Source organism: Pseudomonas sp. A, assembly GCF_056270345.1.
Window position 1 is genome coordinate 2,394,304 of the sequence record NZ_CM149873.1, and the last position, 17,857, is coordinate 2,412,160.

Here is a 17,857-nt window from a genome sequence, read left to right on the forward strand (position 1 = left end):
TATGTTTAGCGGAAAGAAACTCCTCATCTCTGGCGGTACCGGTTCCTTTGGCAACGCGGTGCTCAAGCGCTTCCTCGATACGGATATCGCTGAAATCCGCATTTTCAGCCGTGATGAGAAGAAGCAGGATGACATGCGTAAGCGCTACGCCAACAGCAAATTAAAGTTCTATATCGGCGATGTGCGAGATTATCAAAGCATCCTTAATGCTACCCGTGGTGTCGATTATATATTCCATGCCGCAGCACTGAAACAGGTGCCCTCGTGCGAATTTCATCCGATGGAAGCGGTCAAGACCAACGTGATTGGCACCGAGAACTTGCTGGAGGCCTCGATCCAGAACGAGGTGCGCCGCGTTGTTTGCCTCAGTACCGATAAAGCGGTCTATCCGATCAATGCGATGGGCATCTCCAAGGCCATGATGGAAAAGGTCATGGTTGCCAAGTCGCGAAACGTTGACGAAAGCAAAACAGTTATTTGCGGTACCCGCTATGGCAATGTAATGGCCTCGCGCGGCTCTGTCATCCCGTTGTTTGTCGATCAGATCAGGCAGGGGCAGGCGCTTTCGATTACCGATCCGAATATGACCCGCTTCATGATGACGCTTGCCGATGCGGTCGACCTGGTGCTGTATGCCTTTGAACACGGTAACAACGGTGACCTGTTCGTCCAGAAGGCCCCGGCAGCGACTGTGCAAGTGTTGGCTAAGGCGTTGGCCGAATTGATAGGCCAACCGGATCACCCTATCCAGGTAATTGGTACTCGCCACGGCGAGAAACTATACGAAGCGCTACTGAGCCGTGAAGAAATGGCGTGCGCCGAAGACATGGGCAATTACTTCCGGATTCCACCTGATCTGCGCGATCTGAATTACAGCAAATTTGTCGAGCACGGTGAAGAAAAAATTTCTCATACCGAAGACTATAATTCGCATAACACCGAACGCCTTGATATCGCAGGCATGCAAAAGCTGCTGTTAAAGCTGGACTTTATTCGTGCCATTCAGCGTGGTGAGCACGCTACGCCGGAGGAGTGATTGATGAAGGTTCTGATCACGGGTGTCAATGGTTTTATTGGCAAGAACCTGGAAAGTCATCTACGAGAGCGTCAGGATGTTGAAGTGCTGCGCTGCGTGCGTGATGACCTGTGCGGTCTGAGAGCCTTGGTGGCTGAGGCAGACTGTATTTTCCACTTCGCGGGGGTTAACCGTCCTCAGGATCCTGCCGAGTTTACGCGTGGTAATAGCGATTTTACCCAAGTGCTCTGTGATGCGCTCCGCGATTGTGGAAAATGTATACCCGTAGTCTATAGCTCTTCGATACAAGCCGACCGTGATAACGCTTACGGTAACAGTAAGCGTGCTGCCGAAGATACGTTGCAGGTACTCGCTTCTCAGCAGGCAATACAGTTGCACGTCTTGCGTTTGCCTAATGTGTTCGGTAAGTGGGCGCGGCCAAACTACAATTCTGCGGTCGCTACCTTCTGTCACAATATCGCCCGAGATCTGCCGATTCAGATCAATGATAAACAGGCCCCTCTGGAGTTGGTCTACATTGACGATGTCGTACGTCATTGCCTGGCGATTCTCGATGGCGCAGTCATTGACGGAAATACCCAGGTTCAGCCTGTCTACTCGACGACGGTGGGTGCGCTTGCCGAGCAGTTGCTGGCCTTTCGCGATAGCCGTACCACGCTGGTGACCGAGCGCGTGGGTACAGGTCTCGTGCGCGCGCTGTATTCCACCTATCTGAGCTACTTGCCCGAGCAGTCCTTTACTTACGAAGTGCCCGCGCACAGTGACCCTCGCGGTGTGTTTGTGGAAATGTTGAAGACACCGGATTCGGGGCAGTTCTCCTATTTCACGGCGCATCCAGGGATCACCCGAGGTGGCCACTATCATCACTCGAAAACCGAAAAATTTCTTGTGATCAAGGGGCATGCCAGTTTCCGCTTCCGGAATATTATTTCCGGCGATTTTTATGAGTTGCAAACAACGGGTGAGAAACCCGTCATCGTCGAGACAGTTCCAGGATGGACGCATGACATCACGAACATTGGCGATGACGAAATGATCGTAATGTTGTGGGCCAATGAAATTTTTGACCGTGAACAACCGGATACGTACGCATTGCCTGTGTGTTCGTGATTTCGATTGATCAGGAGGTTGAGGTTGTATGAAAAAGCTGAAGGTTGTTACCGTCGTCGGGACCCGTCCTGAGATCATTCGTCTGTCCCGAGTGATGAGTGCACTGGATCAACATTGTGATCATGTTCTTGTTCATACCGGACAGAATTATGATTACGAATTGAACGAGATATTCTTCCAGGATTTGGGTATCCGCAAGCCCGATCATTTCCTCAATGCTGCTGGCAGCAGCGGCTGCGAGACCATTGGTAATGTGATAATTGCGGTGGATCGAGTGTTGGCCGAGGTGAATCCCGAGGCTTTGTTGGTTTTAGGTGATACGAATAGCTGCATGGCTGTCATTCCTGCCAAGCGCCGTAAAATTCCTACTTTCCACATGGAGGCGGGAAATCGCTGCTTCGATATGCGGGTACCGGAAGAAATCAATCGGCGTATCGTAGACCACACGGCCGATATCAACCTTACCTACAGCGCCATCGCCCGTGATTATCTTTTGCGCGAAGGTTTGCCGCCAGACCGCGTGATAAAGACTGGCAGCCCGATGTTCGAGGTGCTTGATCATTACCGTCAGGGGATCGATGCATCGGACGTGTTGGCACGCCTTGGCTTGGAGCCGGGTAAGTTTTTTGTTGTTAGCGCCCATCGTGAAGAAAATATCGATTCTGATAAAAATTTTTTGAAGCTGGTTGAGGTGCTGAATACGGTTGCTCTGCAGTTTAATTTACCGGTCATTGTGTCGACTCACCCACGTACACAGAAGCGTGTTGACGCCATGGGCGTTACGTTCCACTCCAATGTTCGCTTGTTGAAGCCTCTGGGTTTTAAAGATTACAACAAGCTGCAACTTGAGGCCAAAGCAGTACTTTCGGACAGTGGCACGATCAGTGAGGAGGCTTCTATCCTGAACTTCCCAGCTCTGAACATTCGTGAGGCCCACGAGCGCCCCGAAGGCATGGAGGAAGGAGCTGTAATGATGGTCGGGCTCGAGGTGGAGCGGGTCCTGCAGGGCTTGAGCATTCTCGATAGCCAGGCGCGTGGGGATGAGCGGAGCCTGCGCCTGGTGGCTGACTACAGCATGCCAAATGTTTCGAGCAAAGTTGTTCGCATTCTTCATAGTTATACCGATTATGTGAACCGTACTGTATGGAAGCGTTACTGAACTGAGTGGTAGGCATGCCTGATAAGAAGCTGAGAGTGCTAGTCGTTACCCAGTATTTTTGGCCGGAGAACATGCGGATCAATGACTTGGTCCGCGACCTGAGGGAAAAAGGTCACGAGGTGACCATACTGACCGGTTTGCCGAACTATCCGGAAGGCCATGTATTTGCCAGCTATCGGGCATCGCCTGGCGATTTTGCGTCCTACCACGGGGCCGATGTCGTCAGGGTCCCGATGTTGTCGCGTGGTAAACGCAGTCTTCGGTTGATCATGAACTACGCCTCGTTTTTCCTAAGTGCCTCCACGGTAGGCGCGTTCAAGTTGCGTGGTCGAAAGTTCGACGTCCTGTTCGTCTACGCCGTATCGCCGATCATGGCGGCAATACCTGCCATTGTGATCGGGCGTCTGAAGCAAGCCCCAGTATTTGTCTGGGTACTGGATCTGTGGCCTGAAACTCTCAGGGCGGTCGGCGTTCTCCGCAACCCGCGTTTGTTGTCACTGGTTGGACGAATGGTTTCATGGATCTATAACCGCACCGATTATTTGCTTTTGCAGTCCCATGGGTTTCTGGAGAACGTCAAGCAATACTGTACACGTCCTATTGCTGATGAGCGTCTGGTGTACTTTCCCAGTTGGGCCGAGGACGATTTCTCTGTGCCAGGGACTGTTACTAGTAGTTTGCTGGAGTCAGATCCGTCGGTATTTACTGTGGTTTTTGCCGGTAACCTGGGGGAGGCTCAGGATTTCCCGGCAGTGCTGGATGCCGCCGAGGCACTGCGCGGTGAAGCTTCGGTCCGCTGGGCCATCGTTGGTGATGGGCGCATGAGTGCCTGGCTGGCTGAGCAAGTGCAGGCACGTGGCTTGGACAACGTGAGATTGCTTGGCCGTCACCCTCTGGAGGCCATGCCTGCGCTGTTCGCCCAGGCCGATGCCTTGCTGGTCACATTGAAGACCAACGATGTATTCCAGAAGACTATCCCAGGCAAGGTTCAGGCATACCTGGCTTCTGGACGGCCGCTGCTGGGGATGATCAACGGTGAGGCAGCCCGGGTCATTCACGAGTCTGGTGCCGGCTTTGCCTGTGATTCCGGTGATGCCCAGGGGCTTGCCCGGATTGTCAGTGACCTTGCCTGCACTCCGAGTGCGCAGCGCAGGCAGATGGGCGAGGCCGGGCGGGAGTATTACCTGGAGCATTATTCCAAGCCTAAGTTGATGGCGCGCCTGGAAACTCTTTTTTGTGAAGCTACCCTACGCAAGGCAGGGAAATGATGTCGCATACCGTGTTGTTGACCGGGGCTTCCGGTTTTGTGGGCAACGCAATTCTTGAGTTGCTTCTCGCCGAGGGGCAGTCCGTGGTTGCGGCATTTCGTCAGCCCCCAATGCAACTGGACCCTCGCGTGGTGCCGGTCTGCATTGAGTCTCTGGACGGTGTTACCGACTGGCATGCTGCGCTTGCCGGTGTGGACGTCGTCATTCACTCTGCTGCTCGTGTTCACGTAATGAACGATACAGAGAGCGACCCATTGGCAGCTTTTCGCAAGGTCAATGTCGAGGGGACGTTGAGGCTAGCACGGCAAGCTGCGACAGCTGGGGTCAGGCGATTTGTCTTCGTAAGTTCTATCAAGGTTAATGGTGAGGGTACGCCCAAGGGCAGCCCCTATACCGCTGATGACTTGCCAGCTCCTGTAGATCCCTATGGTGTTTCAAAAATGGAGGCGGAGGAGGGGCTGCGGGCTTTGGCTCGGGAAGTCGGGTTGGAGGTAGTGATTATCCGCCCGGTCTTGGTCTATGGGCCGGGGGTCAAAGCCAACTTCCTGGCCATGATGCGTTGGCTGGACAAAGGGGTACCTCTGCCTTTCGGCGCGATCGATAACCGTCGCAGCTTGGTGGCGTTGGGTAATCTGGCCGATCTTGTGGTTACTTGCGTGGATCACCCTGCGGCTGCGAACCAGACGTTTTTGGTCAGTGACGCAGAGGATCTTTCGACTTCCGCGCTGCTTCGCCGCATGGCCAAGGCACTGGGGCGACCTGCTCGACTGCTGCCTGTCCCCAGTCGTCTCCTGGAGGTGGGCGCGGTTGTGCTGGGCAAGCATTCCCTGTCGCAGCGCTTGTGTGGCTCACTTCAAGTCGATATTGAAAAAACGTGTTCGCTGCTGGGCTGGAAGCCGCCGCTTAGTGTTGAAGAAGCACTCGCTCTGACTGCTCGTGACTATCAGGAAAAAACAAAAAAATGACTTTAGGATGGCTGATTCCACTGGTCGCGGTGCTGTCTTTGGCGTTGACTGCTGTTTTACGACGCTACGCACTGGCCAGAAGTATCATTGATATTCCAAATGCGCGCAGTTCACATGCCGTTCCGACGCCACGAGGTGGCGGTGTTGCGATCGTGGTTGCCTTTCTTGTTGCGCTGGTGGTGTTGGCCGCGGGAGGCAGCGCGCAGATGAGCGTGCTGGGTGCTTTGGGCGGGTCTGGTGCACTGATCGCAGTCATTGGATTCATGGATGACCACGGCCATATCGCTGCCCGTTGGCGATTGCTCGGGCATTTCCTGGCGGCAGTTTGGGCGCTGGTCTGGTTGGGGGGCTTTCCAGCTGTCCATGTGTTTGGGGTGCAAGTCGATCTTGGCTGGTTCGGGGGGGGGATTGCTGCCTTCTACTTGGTTTGGATATTGAACCTCTACAACTTCATGGACGGTATCGACGGCATCGCCAGCGTCGAGGCTATTTGTGCCTGCCTGGGCGCGTGCCTGCTTTACTGGCTCGCAGGGTTCGAGCAGTTGGTGATGTTGCCATTGCTGCTGGCCATGGCGGTTGTCGGTTTCCTATACTGGAACTTCCCGCCTGCACGCATTTTCATGGGCGATGCGGGGAGCGGGTTTCTCGGGATTGCCCTGGGCGTGCTGTCGTTGCAGGCGGCTTGGACGTCCTCACAACTGTTTTGGTGCTGGCTGATTTTGCTTGGTGTATTCATCGTCGATGCCACTTATACACTTATTCGTCGCCTGTCCCGAGGCGATAGGGTCTATGAGGCGCATCGCAGTCACGCCTACCAGTTTGCCTCGCGGCGGTACGGTAAGCATCTCCCTGTCACACTGGCGGTGGGTGGGCTGAATCTGTTCTGGTTGTTGCCAATCGCCATGTGCGTCATCCTGCTGGACTTGGATGGTGCGCTGGGCGTGGTGATCGCTTATGTACCGCTGGTTGTGATAGCTGTCCGCTATCGAGCCGGTGCGCTGGAGTGAGACAGATTCACGTGATGCCAGTGTGCAGCCCGTATCTGGTTACAGCTGTAGATAATTATGGGAGCAGCAAAGGTGTTCGAGGGGGTTATGGATAGGTTGCGGGCATTTCTAGTGGGCTTGCCACGTCGTCAAAAGCGCCTGTTGCAGGTGTCGACTGACGTCATATTGGTCTGGGTTGCGTTGTGGCTGGCGTTTGTCGTGCGTCTAGGTATCGACGAAATGGCCAACCCCATCAAGGACCACTTCTGGCTGTTCACCAGTGCGCCAATCGTCGCTGTCCCTTTGTTTATCCGTTTTGGCATGTACCGCGCGGTCATGCGTTATTTCGGGAATGATGCCCTCATTGCCATCATCAAGGCTGTCAGCCTTTCCTCACTGATCCTGGGTGTTGTCGTCTATTGGTACAGCAATCACCAGAACGTGGTGCCGCGCTCGATCATTTTCAACTACTGGTGGTTGAGCCTGGTGATGGTAGGTGGTTTGCGGCTGGCTATGCGGCAATACTTTCTGGGTGACTGGTTCACTGCGGCGCAGCATGTACCCTTCACCAGTCGTGATGATGGCCTGCCCAAAGTAGCGATTTATGGCGCTGGTGCGGCGGGCAACCAGTTAGTAGCCGCATTGCGCCTTGGCAAGGTAATGCGCCCAGTGGCTTTCATAGATGACGACAGTAGCATTGCGGATCGCGTGATTTCAGGGTTGCAGGTTTACAAGCCACGTCATTTACAGCGGATGATCGATCACACTGGGGCGCAGGAAATTCTCCTGGCCATTCCCTCGGCAACACGGGGGCGGCGTCGGGAAATTCTCGGCTTTCTCGAGGGTTTTCCCTTGCATGTTCGTAGCATCCCAGGGTTCATGGATCTTGCCAGCGGTCGGGTAAAGCTTGACGACATCCAGGAGGTCGACATCGCCGACTTGCTGGGGCGCGATGCGGTCCCTGCGCAGGCTGACCTGCTGGAACGTTGTATTGCTGGTCAGTCGGTCATGGTGACTGGAGCCGGCGGTTCGATCGGATCAGAGTTGTGCAGACAGATTATTGGCCTGAAACCTCGTGTGTTGTTGTTGTTCGAACACAGTGAATTCAACCTCTATAGTATTCTCTCCGAGCTGGAGCAACGCATCGCAAGAGAGTCGCTGGCGATCAAGCTGCTGCCATTTCTCGGTTCGGTGCGCAATCAGGCTCAGATGCTTGACATCATGAAAGCCTGGCGTGTCGACACGGTGTATCACGCCGCGGCCTACAAGCATGTACCAATGGTCGAGCACAACATCGCTGAAGGCGTGCTGAACAATGTCATTGGTACCTTGAATACTGCGCAGGCTGCTTTGCAGGCCGGAGTCTCGAACTTCGTGCTCATCTCCACCGACAAGGCTGTACGCCCGACCAATGTCATGGGGAGTACCAAGCGCTTGGCGGAAATGACGCTACAGGCGCTTAGCCGTGAGCTGGCTCCGGTGTTGTTTGGCGATACCGCTAATGTATCGCACGTCAACAAGACCCGTTTCACGATGGTTCGCTTCGGCAATGTGCTGGGCTCTTCTGGGTCGGTTATTCCGCTGTTTCACAGGCAGATCAAAGCGGGTGGCCCATTGACGGTCACCCATCCTAAGATTACTCGCTATTTCATGACCATTCCGGAAGCTGCACAGCTGGTCATTCAGGCCGGCTCCATGGGGCAGGGTGGGGACGTCTTTGTGTTGGATATGGGGGAGCCGGTACGGATCGTCGAACTCGCGGAAAAGATGATTCATCTGTCCGGCTTCAGCACGCGCTCTGAGCGCAACCCTCATGGTGATATTGCCATTGAGTTTACGGGGCTGCGTCCCGGGGAAAAACTCTACGAGGAGTTGCTGATCGGTGACAACGTTGTGGCCACGCGCCATCCCATGATCATGAGTGCTCATGAGGACTATCTGTCCTGGGATGTCTTGAAAGAGCGGCTCGACGAGTTGCAGAGTGCGGTCAAGGGCGATGACTATGCCCACGTTCGGCAGCTGTTGCGTGAAACGGTCAGTGGCTATACCCCGGATGGAGAGATTGTTGACTGGATCTATCAGCAGCGGCGACTGGACCCCTGACTTGAAAATTCCCGGCATTTGCCGGGAATTTTTGTAAGCGCTCCATAAACCCCACCTAACCAAAGATGGGCGTAAGCGCTCCATGAATCTCACATTCAAAGGTAAGCGTTCCATGAACCCCACATTCAAAGGTATCCGCTCCATGAAACCCACATTCCAACTGAATAGCTGACGCCCGATGCTGCGCTCCCGATTTCTTTCTGGAGCCCGCAAGTCATGATGCGCCCCGACAGCAAAGTTGAAAAAGTCTACCTCTATCCCAAACCCGTGGACTTTCGAAAGTCCATCGACGGCCTCACCGCGCTGGTCGAGCTGGATATCAAAGTCGCGGTATTCGACCCCGTACTTTTCGTCTTCCTCAATAAAGCCCGCAACCGCATCAAGGTGTTGTATTGGGAGCGCAACGGCTTCTGCCTTTGGCTCAAGCGCCTCGAAGCCGAGCGTTTCAAAACCTCACCCGACGCCACCGACGAAGCCATCGTTCTGACCGTCCAGGAACTGAATTGGCTCCTCGACGGTTTCGATCTCTGGCGCAACCGTCCGCATCAGGTTTTGACACCCCGTTTCGTCGCCTGACCCGGTATAATCCGGGACATGATTTCAGTACCCGATGACCTTCCTGACGACCCTGACGCGCTCAAACTACTGCTTACGCAGTTGTTGGCCGAGCGCACGGTCGATAAAGGCCAGATCGTCGATCTTAAAGAACAGGTCAAGCTGCTGCGCGATCGACTGTTCAATCGCAAGTCCGAGCAAACCGTCGAGTCCAACACACCCCAACTGGCGTTGTTCAACGAACCCGAAAGCCAGTGGGTACCTGCCGCTGATGATGCCGACGAAGAAGTTGTTGCGCCAACCAAAAAACGCGGCAAACGCAAACCACTGTCGGCCGACCTGCCACGTATTGAAGTCATTCATGACTTGCCTGAGCACGAACTGACTTGCGCCTGTGGTTGCCGCAAGCATGTGATTGGCGAGCAAACCAGCGAACAACTCGACATCGTGCCGATGCAGATCCGTGTGCTCAAACACGTGCGCAAAGTCTATGGCTGCCATGGTTGCGAAGCCGCGCCGGTCACTGCTGACAAGCCGGCCCAGTTGATCGAAAAGAGCATGGCCAGTCCCAGCGTGCTGGCCATGTTGCTGACCACCAAGTACGTTGATGGTCTGCCACTGCACCGCTTCGAGACGGTGCTGAACCGACATGGCATCGAGATCCCTCGGCAAACCCTGGCCCGCTGGGTCATCCAGTGCAGCGAACACTTCCAGCCACTGCTGAACCTGATGCGTGACCGCCTGCTGGAAAGCCCGGTGATTCATTGCGACGAAACACGAGTGCAGGTGCTCAAAGAGCCGGATCGTGATCCGACCACTCAATCCTGGATGTGGGTGCAGGCCAGTGGCCCGCCTGATCGACAAGTTGTGCTGTTCGATTACACCACCAGCCGCGCGCAGGATGTGCCGCTGCGCCTGCTGGAGGGCTATCGCGGCTACGTGATGACCGATGATTACGCCGGTTATAACGCTTTGGGGTTACAGCCAGGCGTTGAACGACTGGCGTGTATGGCGCACGCCCGCCGTAAATTCGTCGAGGCGCAGAAAGTGCAGCCCAAGGGCAAGACCGGTCGCGCCGATGTCGCGCTGGCGATGATCAACAAATTGTATGGCATCGAACGCGACCTCAAGGATGCCAGCGATGAACAGCGATTCATTGGTCGTCAGGAACGAAGCCTGCCGATCCTCGAGCAGTTGAAAAGTTGGCTCGACAAGACACACTCGCAAGTGACACTGCAAAGCGTACTGGGCAAGGCGGTGCATTACCTGGCAAACAACTGGAACCGCCTGGAGCGCTACGTCGAGGCGGGCCACCTGCCGATCGACAACAACCTGGCAGAGCGGGCCATAAAGCCGTTTGTGATCGGGCGCAAGGCTTGGCTGTTCAGTGACACGCCCAAGGGAGCCACGGCCAGCGCTCGGATCTACAGCTTGGTCGAAACCGCCAAAGCCAACGGCCAAGAGCCCTATACATGGCTGCGCCACGTATTTGAGCGACTGCCCCATGCGTCGTCAGTAGCAGACTACGAAGCGCTGCTGCCATGGAACTGTTCGCCAGAGGTGCCACGGTAACCTTGGTTCCCACCTTGCGGTAGGTGGGGTTCATGGATCGGTTACATTCAAAGCGCTTACCTGATCCCCGATGCTGTGTGTGCAATTCCATGGCAGTAGCGCTTCGTAGTCTTCCACTGAGGACGCCTGCGGCAAGCGTTCCAGTGCGTGGCGCAGCCACGCATAGGGTTCTTGGCCGTTGGCTTTGGCCGTTTCTACCGTAAGCGCTCCATAAACCCCACATTCAAAGCGCTTACCTGATCCCCGATGCTGTGCGTGCAATGTAAGCGCTCCATAAACGTAAGCGCTCCATGAACCCCACCTAGCCAACGATGGGCAGAGTACTTAGCTATGTATTTGAGGCGTGCAATTCCACGGCAGCAGCGCTTCGTAGTCTTCCACTGAGCACGCCTGCGGCAGGCGTTCCAGTGCGTGGCGCAGCCACGCATAGGGTTCTTGGCCGTTGGCTTTGGCCGTTTCTACCAAGCTGTAAAGTTGTGCGCTGGTAGTGGCACCTTTGGGCGTGTCACTGAACAACCAGTTCTTTCTGCCAATCACAAACGGGCGGATCGCACGCTCGGCGGCGTTGTTGTCGATCGGCAAGTCACCCTGCTCGACGTAGCGTTCCAACTTGCTCCAGTTGCTGGCCAAGTAACCGATGGCCTTGCCCAAGGCATTCTGCGTCGTGACCTGAGGTTGCGTTTTCTCTACCCAGTTTTTCAGCTGAGTCAGCACCGGTTGGCTGCGCGCTTGGCGGGCCAGCTTGCGATCTTCATCGCTGCTGTCCTTATGGTCGCGCTCAATGCCATACAGCTTGTTGATCAAATTCAGGGCGATATCTGCACGCCCGGTTTTACCCTTGGGCTGCACTTTCTGCGCTTCGACGAACTTGCGCCGCGCATGCGCCCAGCAGCCCAACCGCTCCACGCCGTTCTGTGTGGCCAGTGCGTTGTAACCGGCGTAATCGTCGGTCATGACATAACCGCGATAGCCATCCAGCAGGCGCATGGGCACCTCCTGCGCTCGGCTGGTGGCGTAGTCGAAAAGGATCACCGGGCGATCAGGTGGGCCGCCGGTTTGTACCCACATCCAGGATTGGCTGCTGGGCTCACGACCCGGCTCTTTCAACACCTGCACGCGGGTTTCGTCACAGTGGATGATCCGACTGTTCAACAGGCTTTCGCGCATCAGATTCAGCAGCGGCTGAAAGTGCTCGCTGCATTGAATCACCCAGCGTGCCAGGGTTTGGCGCGGGATATCGATACCGTGACGCCCCAGCACTTTTTCGAAGCGGTGAAGCGGCAAGCCGTCTACGTATTTGGTGGTCAGCAGCATAGCCAGCACACTCGGGCTGGCCATGCTTTTCTCGATCACCTGGGCGGGCTTGTCCGCCGTCATGGGCGCTGACTCGCAGTCGCGGCAGCCGTACACCTTGCGCACATGCTTGATGACGCGAATCTGCATCGGGACGATTTCAAGCTGTTCGCTGACTTCTTCACCGATGGCATGTTTGCGGCAGCCGCAAGCGCAGGTCAGTTCATGCTCGGGCAGTTCGTGGACAACTTCGATACGCGGCAAATCAGCTGGCAGCGGCTTGCGCTTGCCACGGCGTTTGGTCGGCGCAACGACTTCTTCGTCGCCAGCCTCATCCAAGGGTTCGGCCAGGCTTTCCGCTTCGTTGAAGAGAGGCAATTGTGGTGCCGCCGCATCGCCCGTCTGCTCGGTCTTGCGCCCGAACAAGCGCTGGCGCAACAGCGCAACTTCCTCTTCGAGATGAACGATCTTGCCTTTGTCGGACGCGCGCTCGTCGATCATCTGCTCAAGCAGTTGCTTGAGCAGAACAGGATCGGCAGGGAGGGTTTCGGGCATGGAAATCATGCCGCGGATTATACCGAATCAGGCGACGAAACGAGGGGTCAAAACCTGATGCGGACGGTTACGCCAGAGGTCGAAGCCATCGAGTAGCCAGTTCAGTTCCTGGACGGTCAGGACGATGGCGACGTCAGTCGGATCGGGTGAAGTTTTGAACCGTTCGGAGTCCAGGCGCTTGAGCCACAGGCAGAAACCGTTGCGCTCCCAATACAGGATCTTCACGCGGTTGCGCGGCTTGTTGAGGAAGACGAAAAGCACCGGGTCGAACACCGCCACCTTGATATCGAGTTCGACCAGCGCGGCCAGGCCATCGATGGATTTTCGAAAGTCGACGGGCTTGGGGTAGAGGTACACTTTTTCGACTTTGGCGTCGGGTCGCATCATGGTCGGCGAGCTCCAGAAAGAAATCGGGAGCACAGCATCGGGGATCAGGTAAGCGCTTTGAATGTGGGGTTCATGGAGCGCTTACGAATTTTTTGCTTGGGTGTCAGTTGGAGGATTGGCTCAAGCGCCAGCGACGCCGGCGAACGAGCTCAAGCAAAAGTACGGCAACTGTCTTGTGGTGTCGCTCGGTACAGTAGGCGAGGGCAAATGCCAGAAGGTTGGCCAGCAATATGGACGACAGGAAGCCGATCGTGGTGCTACCGAGCGCTTGTTGCATCCAGTAAAGGACAGTGTAATGGGTCATGAACAGGGTGAAGCTGAAACCTGCCAGCGCTGCGTAGCGCTGCTTCTTTACCTGGCTTACGGCTTTTTCATCGCTATTTTGCCTGGCTGCCAGCAGAACCAACCCGAGCGTCATCAGCAGGCCTGCGACCAAGTGGTAGCTGTTTTTGGTATATAGGTAAATGGCGACGGCGCCGATGAACGCGGGCCAGCTCAAGCGTGCGATTTCCGTGCGCTGGGTCAGGCGGTCGAACCAGAAGGCCCCTAGAGCACCGGCAAACCATATCACCTCAAGGTGCCCGGCCTCACCCTGAGCATTGACCGTGAAGGTGTATTTGGCGCCCATCCAGATGCATATCAGGCAAAGGAACCAACGCTTGCGGAAGAACACCAGGCCGCCGAACAGTATATAAATCCACCACTCGAACATCAGGCTCCAAATGGGCCGCAAAGTACCAAGTGGCATTGAAGGTATCAAACCCAGGTTGTATATGAAGTTCTTCGCACTGACGTAGGTCAGCAGTGCAGCCTCAGGGTAGGCGCAGGAGAACAGAAGGTCGGCCACCAGTACAAACAGCAAGGATGGGATCAGTGTCGTGTAGATGCGCGCAAAGCGATCTACAAAATAGTGTGTGGCATCGCCTCCCTTGTATTTGAAGTTCGTCATGACACTACGGCAGATCAGAAAGCCGGAGACGAAGAAAAATCCGACTACGGCGATCTGCTGCAGGTACGGAATACGATCTGGGAAGAAACCGCCCCAGTAGCTGTAGAACATTCCGATGCCGTGCCCGATCAGGACAACTTGAGCGAGACCAAATCTCAAGAAGTCGAAAAACGTTACACATTTCTCGCTCAGGGGTCTCATTGTTTGGTGGGCTCCAAGCAGCACGAGGTGGACTCCGTCAGGCATAGATTGATTAGATTGGGGGGCAGGACCAAGCCTTGCCATTCAACAGGTTAATTGCAGTCAACCTCCCGTCGGCAAAGGAGCATCCGGTGTCAATGTAAATCACGTTACCCAGGTGCAGGACATCAGGGGTAGTCGAATGTCCGACATACAAGCGATCCACGTCCCTTATGGGTTGTTCGTCATGTGAACTGATCCGGCCTCTGGCATATAGTGCCTGGGTCAGGGCCGCGCGCTGGATCTCGTGATCGGGGGAGCTCAGCGATGCGACGGCATTGGGCCAACTCAGGTCGTCTTTCCAGCACGGAGATTCGGCATGGATAATCCCGACGTTTTCTCCCGAAGGCAGAAAAACCTGCATGGCAATGGGCAGCTCAAGCAGCCGTTCGGCAATTTGCTGCTGTTCCAGCGACGCAAGCTCATAGAACCACGCTCCGCCGTTGCGTGCGTGACGTGGAGGGTCCCCCACGCCAGCCACGTAATCGAGCACCATCTGCTCGTGATTGCCCCTGATCGAGTGGAACCACGGTTTGTCCAGCCATGTCAGGACGTCATGTGACCGAGGTCCACGATCTATTAAATCGCCAGTAACAAATATGCGGTCTGCTGTGGGCTGGAAATGAATCTGCGCCAGCAGCTCCTCCAGCAACTCGAAATGCCCGTGGATGTCACCAACGACGAAATCCCGCCCTTTGGTATTGGCCGCAAAGGAGCGAAAGAACGTACTGTGGGTTGGAGTATGCAAGGCGGCACTCTGAGGATCGCCTGGTCCAATGGCGTTGGCGTGGGGCACGATCTTACCAGTATCCAAGTGTCGCAGGAAGGTGTCCTGGGCGGTGCGACAACTCGTTGAATTATTTGGAAAGCAATTCCAGCCTGTCCCAGTTTGCTAGTCGAAATTCTGGCGTCTAGCGTTGAGAAGCAGCTAAGGAAAAGCTGCTTCTCGAACCCAAGAAACCATGGAGAAATTCCTATGCGCCACAATATTTTCACCGCCTTGCTGACGGCTATCGCTGCTTCTTTCACCCTGGGTGCCGGTGCTGTACAAAACACGCCGATGGTGGCCGAACTGCCGTCGGCAGCGGTCACCGCGGAGCAGGCTGTTGGCAAACTCAATATCAATACCGCCGATGCCTCGACCTTGCAGCGTGAGTTGTCAGGGGTCGGCCAATCCAAGTCCGAAGCCATTGTCGCCTATCGCGACAATAATGGGGATTTCGCTACGGTAGAGGAGTTACTTGAGGTCGAAGGCATCGGAAAGGCTATCTTGGAGCGTAATCGTGACAAGTTAACGGTCAATTGAGACTGGTTGGGGCAGGTGTGCAAGTCTGCCCCACGAATGAGCGGACTTAACGGTCCTTCGCTTCCTTGGCATCCATTTCGGCATTTCGCTCATGAATCTTTTTGAGTTGCTCCTCCGTCAACGGCAACTTCTTCGCCGTATCGCGCAGCAGCATCAACCCGCCGACAATCGACCCGAGAGCAACCAGCAGTATCAACCAGGCATACCAAGGCATCGAGATTCTCCAAAAAGCGTACAGGGCACCGCTTACATGGCATTCGAGCCATTGCCGCAGCCGTTGGTTCAATTATAGGAGCCGCTCCCGCCCGGGCCAAATCTCATGACCCGCGGCCCCCAAACCCCGCGCCACTTCGTTTACAATGCGCGCCGTTTACGACTTGCCAAGAGACCCTGCCCATGTCCGCCTGCCAGACGCCCCTGATCGTCGCCCTGGATTTCCCCACCCGTGACGCCGCCCTGAAGCTGGCCGACCAGCTCGACCCCGCCCTGTGCCGGGTCAAGGTGGGCAAGGAACTGTTTACCAGCAGCGCCTCAGGGATAGTCGAAACCCTGTGCGGCAAGGGCTTCGAAGTGTTCCTCGACCTCAAGTTCCACGATATCCCCAACACCACCGCCATGGCGGTCAAGGCCGCGGCCGAGATGGGTGTGTGGATGGTCAACGTGCACTGCTCCGGTGGCCTGCGCATGATGTCGGCCTGCCGTGAGGAGCTGGACAAGCGCAGCGGCCCGCAGCCGCTGCTGATCGGCGTGACCGTGCTGACCAGCATGGAGCGCGAGGACCTGGCCGGCATCGGCCTGGATGTCGATCCGCAGGAGCAGGTGCTGCGCCTGGCGGCGCTGGCGCAAAAAGCCGGCATGGACGGCCTGGTGTGCTCGGCACTGGAAGCGCCGGCACTGAAGGCGGCGCACCCGTCGCTGCAGCTGGTGACCCCGGGTATTCGCCCAGCGGGCAGTGCCCAGGATGACCAGCGCCGGATTCTGACGCCGCGTCAGGCACTGGACGCCGGTTCCGATTACCTGGTGATCGGGCGTCCGATCAGCCAGGCGGCAGATCCGGCCAAGGCGCTGGCTGCCGTGGTGGCTGAAATCCGCGGTTGAATCAGGGACTGTGGGAGCGGGCTTGCCCCGCGATGGCGCAAGTCCAGGCAATCGCCATTGCGGGGCAAGCCCGCTCCCACAAAGCGCTTGGCTGCTGATCTCAGACCTTCAGCACCAACTTGCCGAAATTCTCCCCGCTGAACAGCTTGAGCAGCGTCTCGGGGAAGGTCTCCAGGCCTTCCACCACATCCTCCTTGCTCTTCACCTTGCCGCTGGCCAGCCAGCCGGCCATTTCCTGCGCGGCCTTGCCGTACTCCTTGACGTAGTCCATCACCACGAAGCCTTCCATGCGCGCACGGTTGACCAGCAGCGACAGGTAGTTGGCCGGGCCCTTGACCGCTTCCTTGTTGTTGTACTGGCTGATGGCGCCGCAGATCACCACCCGGGCCTTGAAGTTCAGGCGCGACAGCACGGCATCGAGGATATCGCCGCCGACGTTGTCGAAGTACACATCCACGCCATTGGGACACTCACGCTTGAGGCCGGCCAGTACGTCTTCGGTTTTGTAGTCGATGACCCCGTCGAAGCCCAGTTCATCCAGCAGGTACTGGCACTTCTGCGCGCCCCCGGCGATGCCCACCACGCGGCAGCCCTTGAGCTTGGCGATCTGCCCGGCAATGCTGCCGACCGCGCCGGCGGCGCCGGAGATCACCACGGTTTCGCCGGCCTTGGGTTGGCCGACATCGAGCAGGGCGAAGTAGGCGGTCATGCCGGTCATGCCCAGGGCGGACAGGTAGCGGGGCAGGGGCGCCAGGCGCGGGTCGATCCGGTGCAGGCCCTGGGGTTCGCCAGTGAAGTAGTCCTGTACGCCAAGGGCACCGCTGACATGGTCGCCGGGCTTGTAGTCCGGGTGATTGGAGCTGACCACCTCGCCGACGCCGAGGGCGCGCATGACCTGGCCCAGGCCCACGGGTGGGATATACGACTTGCCTTCGTTCATCCAGCCGCGCATGGCCGGATCCAGCGACAGGTAGAGGTTCTTCACCAGCACCTGGCCTTCCCCCGGCTCGCTGGCGGGCACCTGCTCGTAGGTGAAGTCGTCACGGCGCACGGCGCCGACCGGGCGGCGGGTCAGCAGGAAGCGGCGGTTGGTGTGGGGCATGGCGAGTTCTCCTGAACGAGTGTGAGGGGCTGATGATCGGCGGGTTGAATGGGCCGCGTCACGCAAGATCACCGCGAACGATAGTAGTCCAACCGTGCCCTTGATGATGCTGCCCAGCCCGGCGGTGCCCTGACTAGACTCAGCCACGACTTCCCATCCTTTTGCAGGAGCCA

17 protein-coding genes and 1 pseudogene are annotated in these 17,857 nt (G+C 56.6%); 11 read left to right on the top strand and 7 right to left on the bottom strand.

The features are described from left to right. Nucleotide 1: 1 nt before the first annotated feature. From AC0MAZ_RS10830 to tnpC (AC0MAZ_RS10870), 9 genes are all read left to right on the top strand, one after another. A complete protein-coding gene (locus AC0MAZ_RS10830; RefSeq protein WP_139672811.1) occupies nucleotides 2–1,036 on the top strand; it encodes a polysaccharide biosynthesis protein in 1,035 nt (344 codons plus the stop codon). Between the two features lie 3 nt (nucleotides 1,037–1,039). Next, entirely contained in the window at nucleotides 1,040–2,146 is a 1,107-nt protein-coding gene (gene wbjC / locus AC0MAZ_RS10835) for a UDP-2-acetamido-2,6-beta-L-arabino-hexul-4-ose reductase (protein ID WP_475861090.1), read from the top strand. 28 nt (nucleotides 2,147–2,174) lie between these two features. After that, on the top strand, nucleotides 2,175–3,305 hold the full coding sequence (gene wecB / locus AC0MAZ_RS10840) for a non-hydrolyzing UDP-N-acetylglucosamine 2-epimerase (RefSeq protein WP_475861092.1): 1,131 nt from the start codon (nucleotides 2,175–2,177) through the stop codon (nucleotides 3,303–3,305). Nucleotides 3,306–3,319: 14 nt separating this feature from the next. Then, a complete protein-coding gene (locus AC0MAZ_RS10845) occupies nucleotides 3,320–4,573 on the top strand; it encodes a glycosyltransferase family 4 protein (RefSeq protein WP_475861094.1) in 1,254 nt (417 codons plus the stop codon). Next, nucleotides 4,573–5,538, top strand: a complete 966-nt coding sequence (locus AC0MAZ_RS10850) for a UDP-glucose 4-epimerase family protein (RefSeq protein ID WP_475861408.1) — start codon at nucleotides 4,573–4,575, stop codon at nucleotides 5,536–5,538. The genes AC0MAZ_RS10845 and AC0MAZ_RS10850 overlap by 1 nt, the downstream gene beginning before the upstream one ends. Beyond that, a complete protein-coding gene (locus tag AC0MAZ_RS10855) occupies nucleotides 5,535–6,545 on the top strand; it encodes an MraY family glycosyltransferase (protein ID WP_475861095.1) in 1,011 nt (336 codons plus the stop codon). Before AC0MAZ_RS10850 ends, AC0MAZ_RS10855 begins: the two co-directional genes overlap by 4 nt. Nucleotides 6,546–6,602: 57 nt before the next feature. Beyond that, nucleotides 6,603–8,627, top strand: coding sequence for a polysaccharide biosynthesis protein (locus tag AC0MAZ_RS10860; RefSeq protein WP_475861097.1), 2,025 nt, complete (start codon nucleotides 6,603–6,605; stop codon nucleotides 8,625–8,627). Between the two features lie 216 nt (nucleotides 8,628–8,843). Then, a complete protein-coding gene (gene tnpB, locus AC0MAZ_RS10865) occupies nucleotides 8,844–9,203 on the top strand; it encodes an IS66 family insertion sequence element accessory protein TnpB (protein WP_009687920.1) in 360 nt (119 codons plus the stop codon). An 18-nt stretch (nucleotides 9,204–9,221) separates the two neighbouring features. Beyond that, on the top strand, nucleotides 9,222–10,754 hold the full coding sequence (tnpC, locus tag AC0MAZ_RS10870) for an IS66 family transposase (RefSeq protein ID WP_475858570.1): 1,533 nt from the start codon (nucleotides 9,222–9,224) through the stop codon (nucleotides 10,752–10,754). A gap of 30 nt (nucleotides 10,755–10,784) precedes the next feature. Here tnpC (AC0MAZ_RS10870) and AC0MAZ_RS10875 read toward each other — a convergent pair. The 5 genes and pseudogenes from AC0MAZ_RS10875 to AC0MAZ_RS10895 all read right to left on the bottom strand — a co-directional run. After that, nucleotides 10,785–10,952, bottom strand: a pseudogene (locus AC0MAZ_RS10875) (transposase domain-containing protein); the annotation flags it as partial. Nucleotides 10,953–11,078: 126 nt separating this feature from the next. Continuing rightward, nucleotides 11,079–12,611, bottom strand: a complete 1,533-nt coding sequence (gene tnpC, locus AC0MAZ_RS10880; protein ID WP_475860792.1) for an IS66 family transposase — start codon at nucleotides 12,609–12,611, stop codon at nucleotides 11,079–11,081. Nucleotides 12,612–12,629: 18 nt separating this feature from the next. Then, a complete protein-coding gene (gene tnpB, locus AC0MAZ_RS10885; RefSeq protein WP_252090641.1) occupies nucleotides 12,630–12,989 on the bottom strand; it encodes an IS66 family insertion sequence element accessory protein TnpB in 360 nt (119 codons plus the stop codon). A gap of 103 nt (nucleotides 12,990–13,092) precedes the next feature. Further along, nucleotides 13,093–14,139, bottom strand: coding sequence for an acyltransferase family protein (locus AC0MAZ_RS10890; RefSeq protein WP_475861099.1), 1,047 nt, complete (start codon nucleotides 14,137–14,139; stop codon nucleotides 13,093–13,095). Between the two features lie 52 nt (nucleotides 14,140–14,191). After that, nucleotides 14,192–14,974 carry a metallophosphoesterase gene (locus AC0MAZ_RS10895; RefSeq protein WP_475861101.1) on the bottom strand — a complete coding sequence of 261 codons (783 nt, stop codon included), beginning with the start codon at nucleotides 14,972–14,974 and terminating at the stop codon, nucleotides 14,192–14,194. 180 nt (nucleotides 14,975–15,154) lie between these two features. On the opposite strand from AC0MAZ_RS10895, the gene AC0MAZ_RS10900 reads away from it, so the two are divergent. Continuing rightward, entirely contained in the window at nucleotides 15,155–15,484 is a 330-nt protein-coding gene (locus tag AC0MAZ_RS10900) for a ComEA family DNA-binding protein (RefSeq protein ID WP_475861102.1), read from the top strand. Nucleotides 15,485–15,530: 46 nt separating this feature from the next. Here AC0MAZ_RS10900 and AC0MAZ_RS10905 read toward each other — a convergent pair whose 3' ends face one another. Then, a complete protein-coding gene (locus AC0MAZ_RS10905) occupies nucleotides 15,531–15,698 on the bottom strand; it encodes a DUF2897 family protein (RefSeq protein WP_139672785.1) in 168 nt (55 codons plus the stop codon). A 182-nt stretch (nucleotides 15,699–15,880) separates the two neighbouring features. Here AC0MAZ_RS10905 and pyrF point away from each other — a divergent pair, with 182 nt between their 5' ends. Further along, complete coding sequence (pyrF, locus tag AC0MAZ_RS10910; protein ID WP_232856420.1) at nucleotides 15,881–16,582, top strand: orotidine-5'-phosphate decarboxylase; 702 nt, start codon at nucleotides 15,881–15,883, stop codon at nucleotides 16,580–16,582. A gap of 100 nt (nucleotides 16,583–16,682) precedes the next feature. Here pyrF and AC0MAZ_RS10915 read toward each other — a convergent pair whose 3' ends face one another. Beyond that, a complete protein-coding gene (locus AC0MAZ_RS10915) occupies nucleotides 16,683–17,684 on the bottom strand; it encodes an NADP-dependent oxidoreductase (protein ID WP_232856419.1) in 1,002 nt (333 codons plus the stop codon). Between the last annotated feature and the right edge of the window lie 173 nt (nucleotides 17,685–17,857).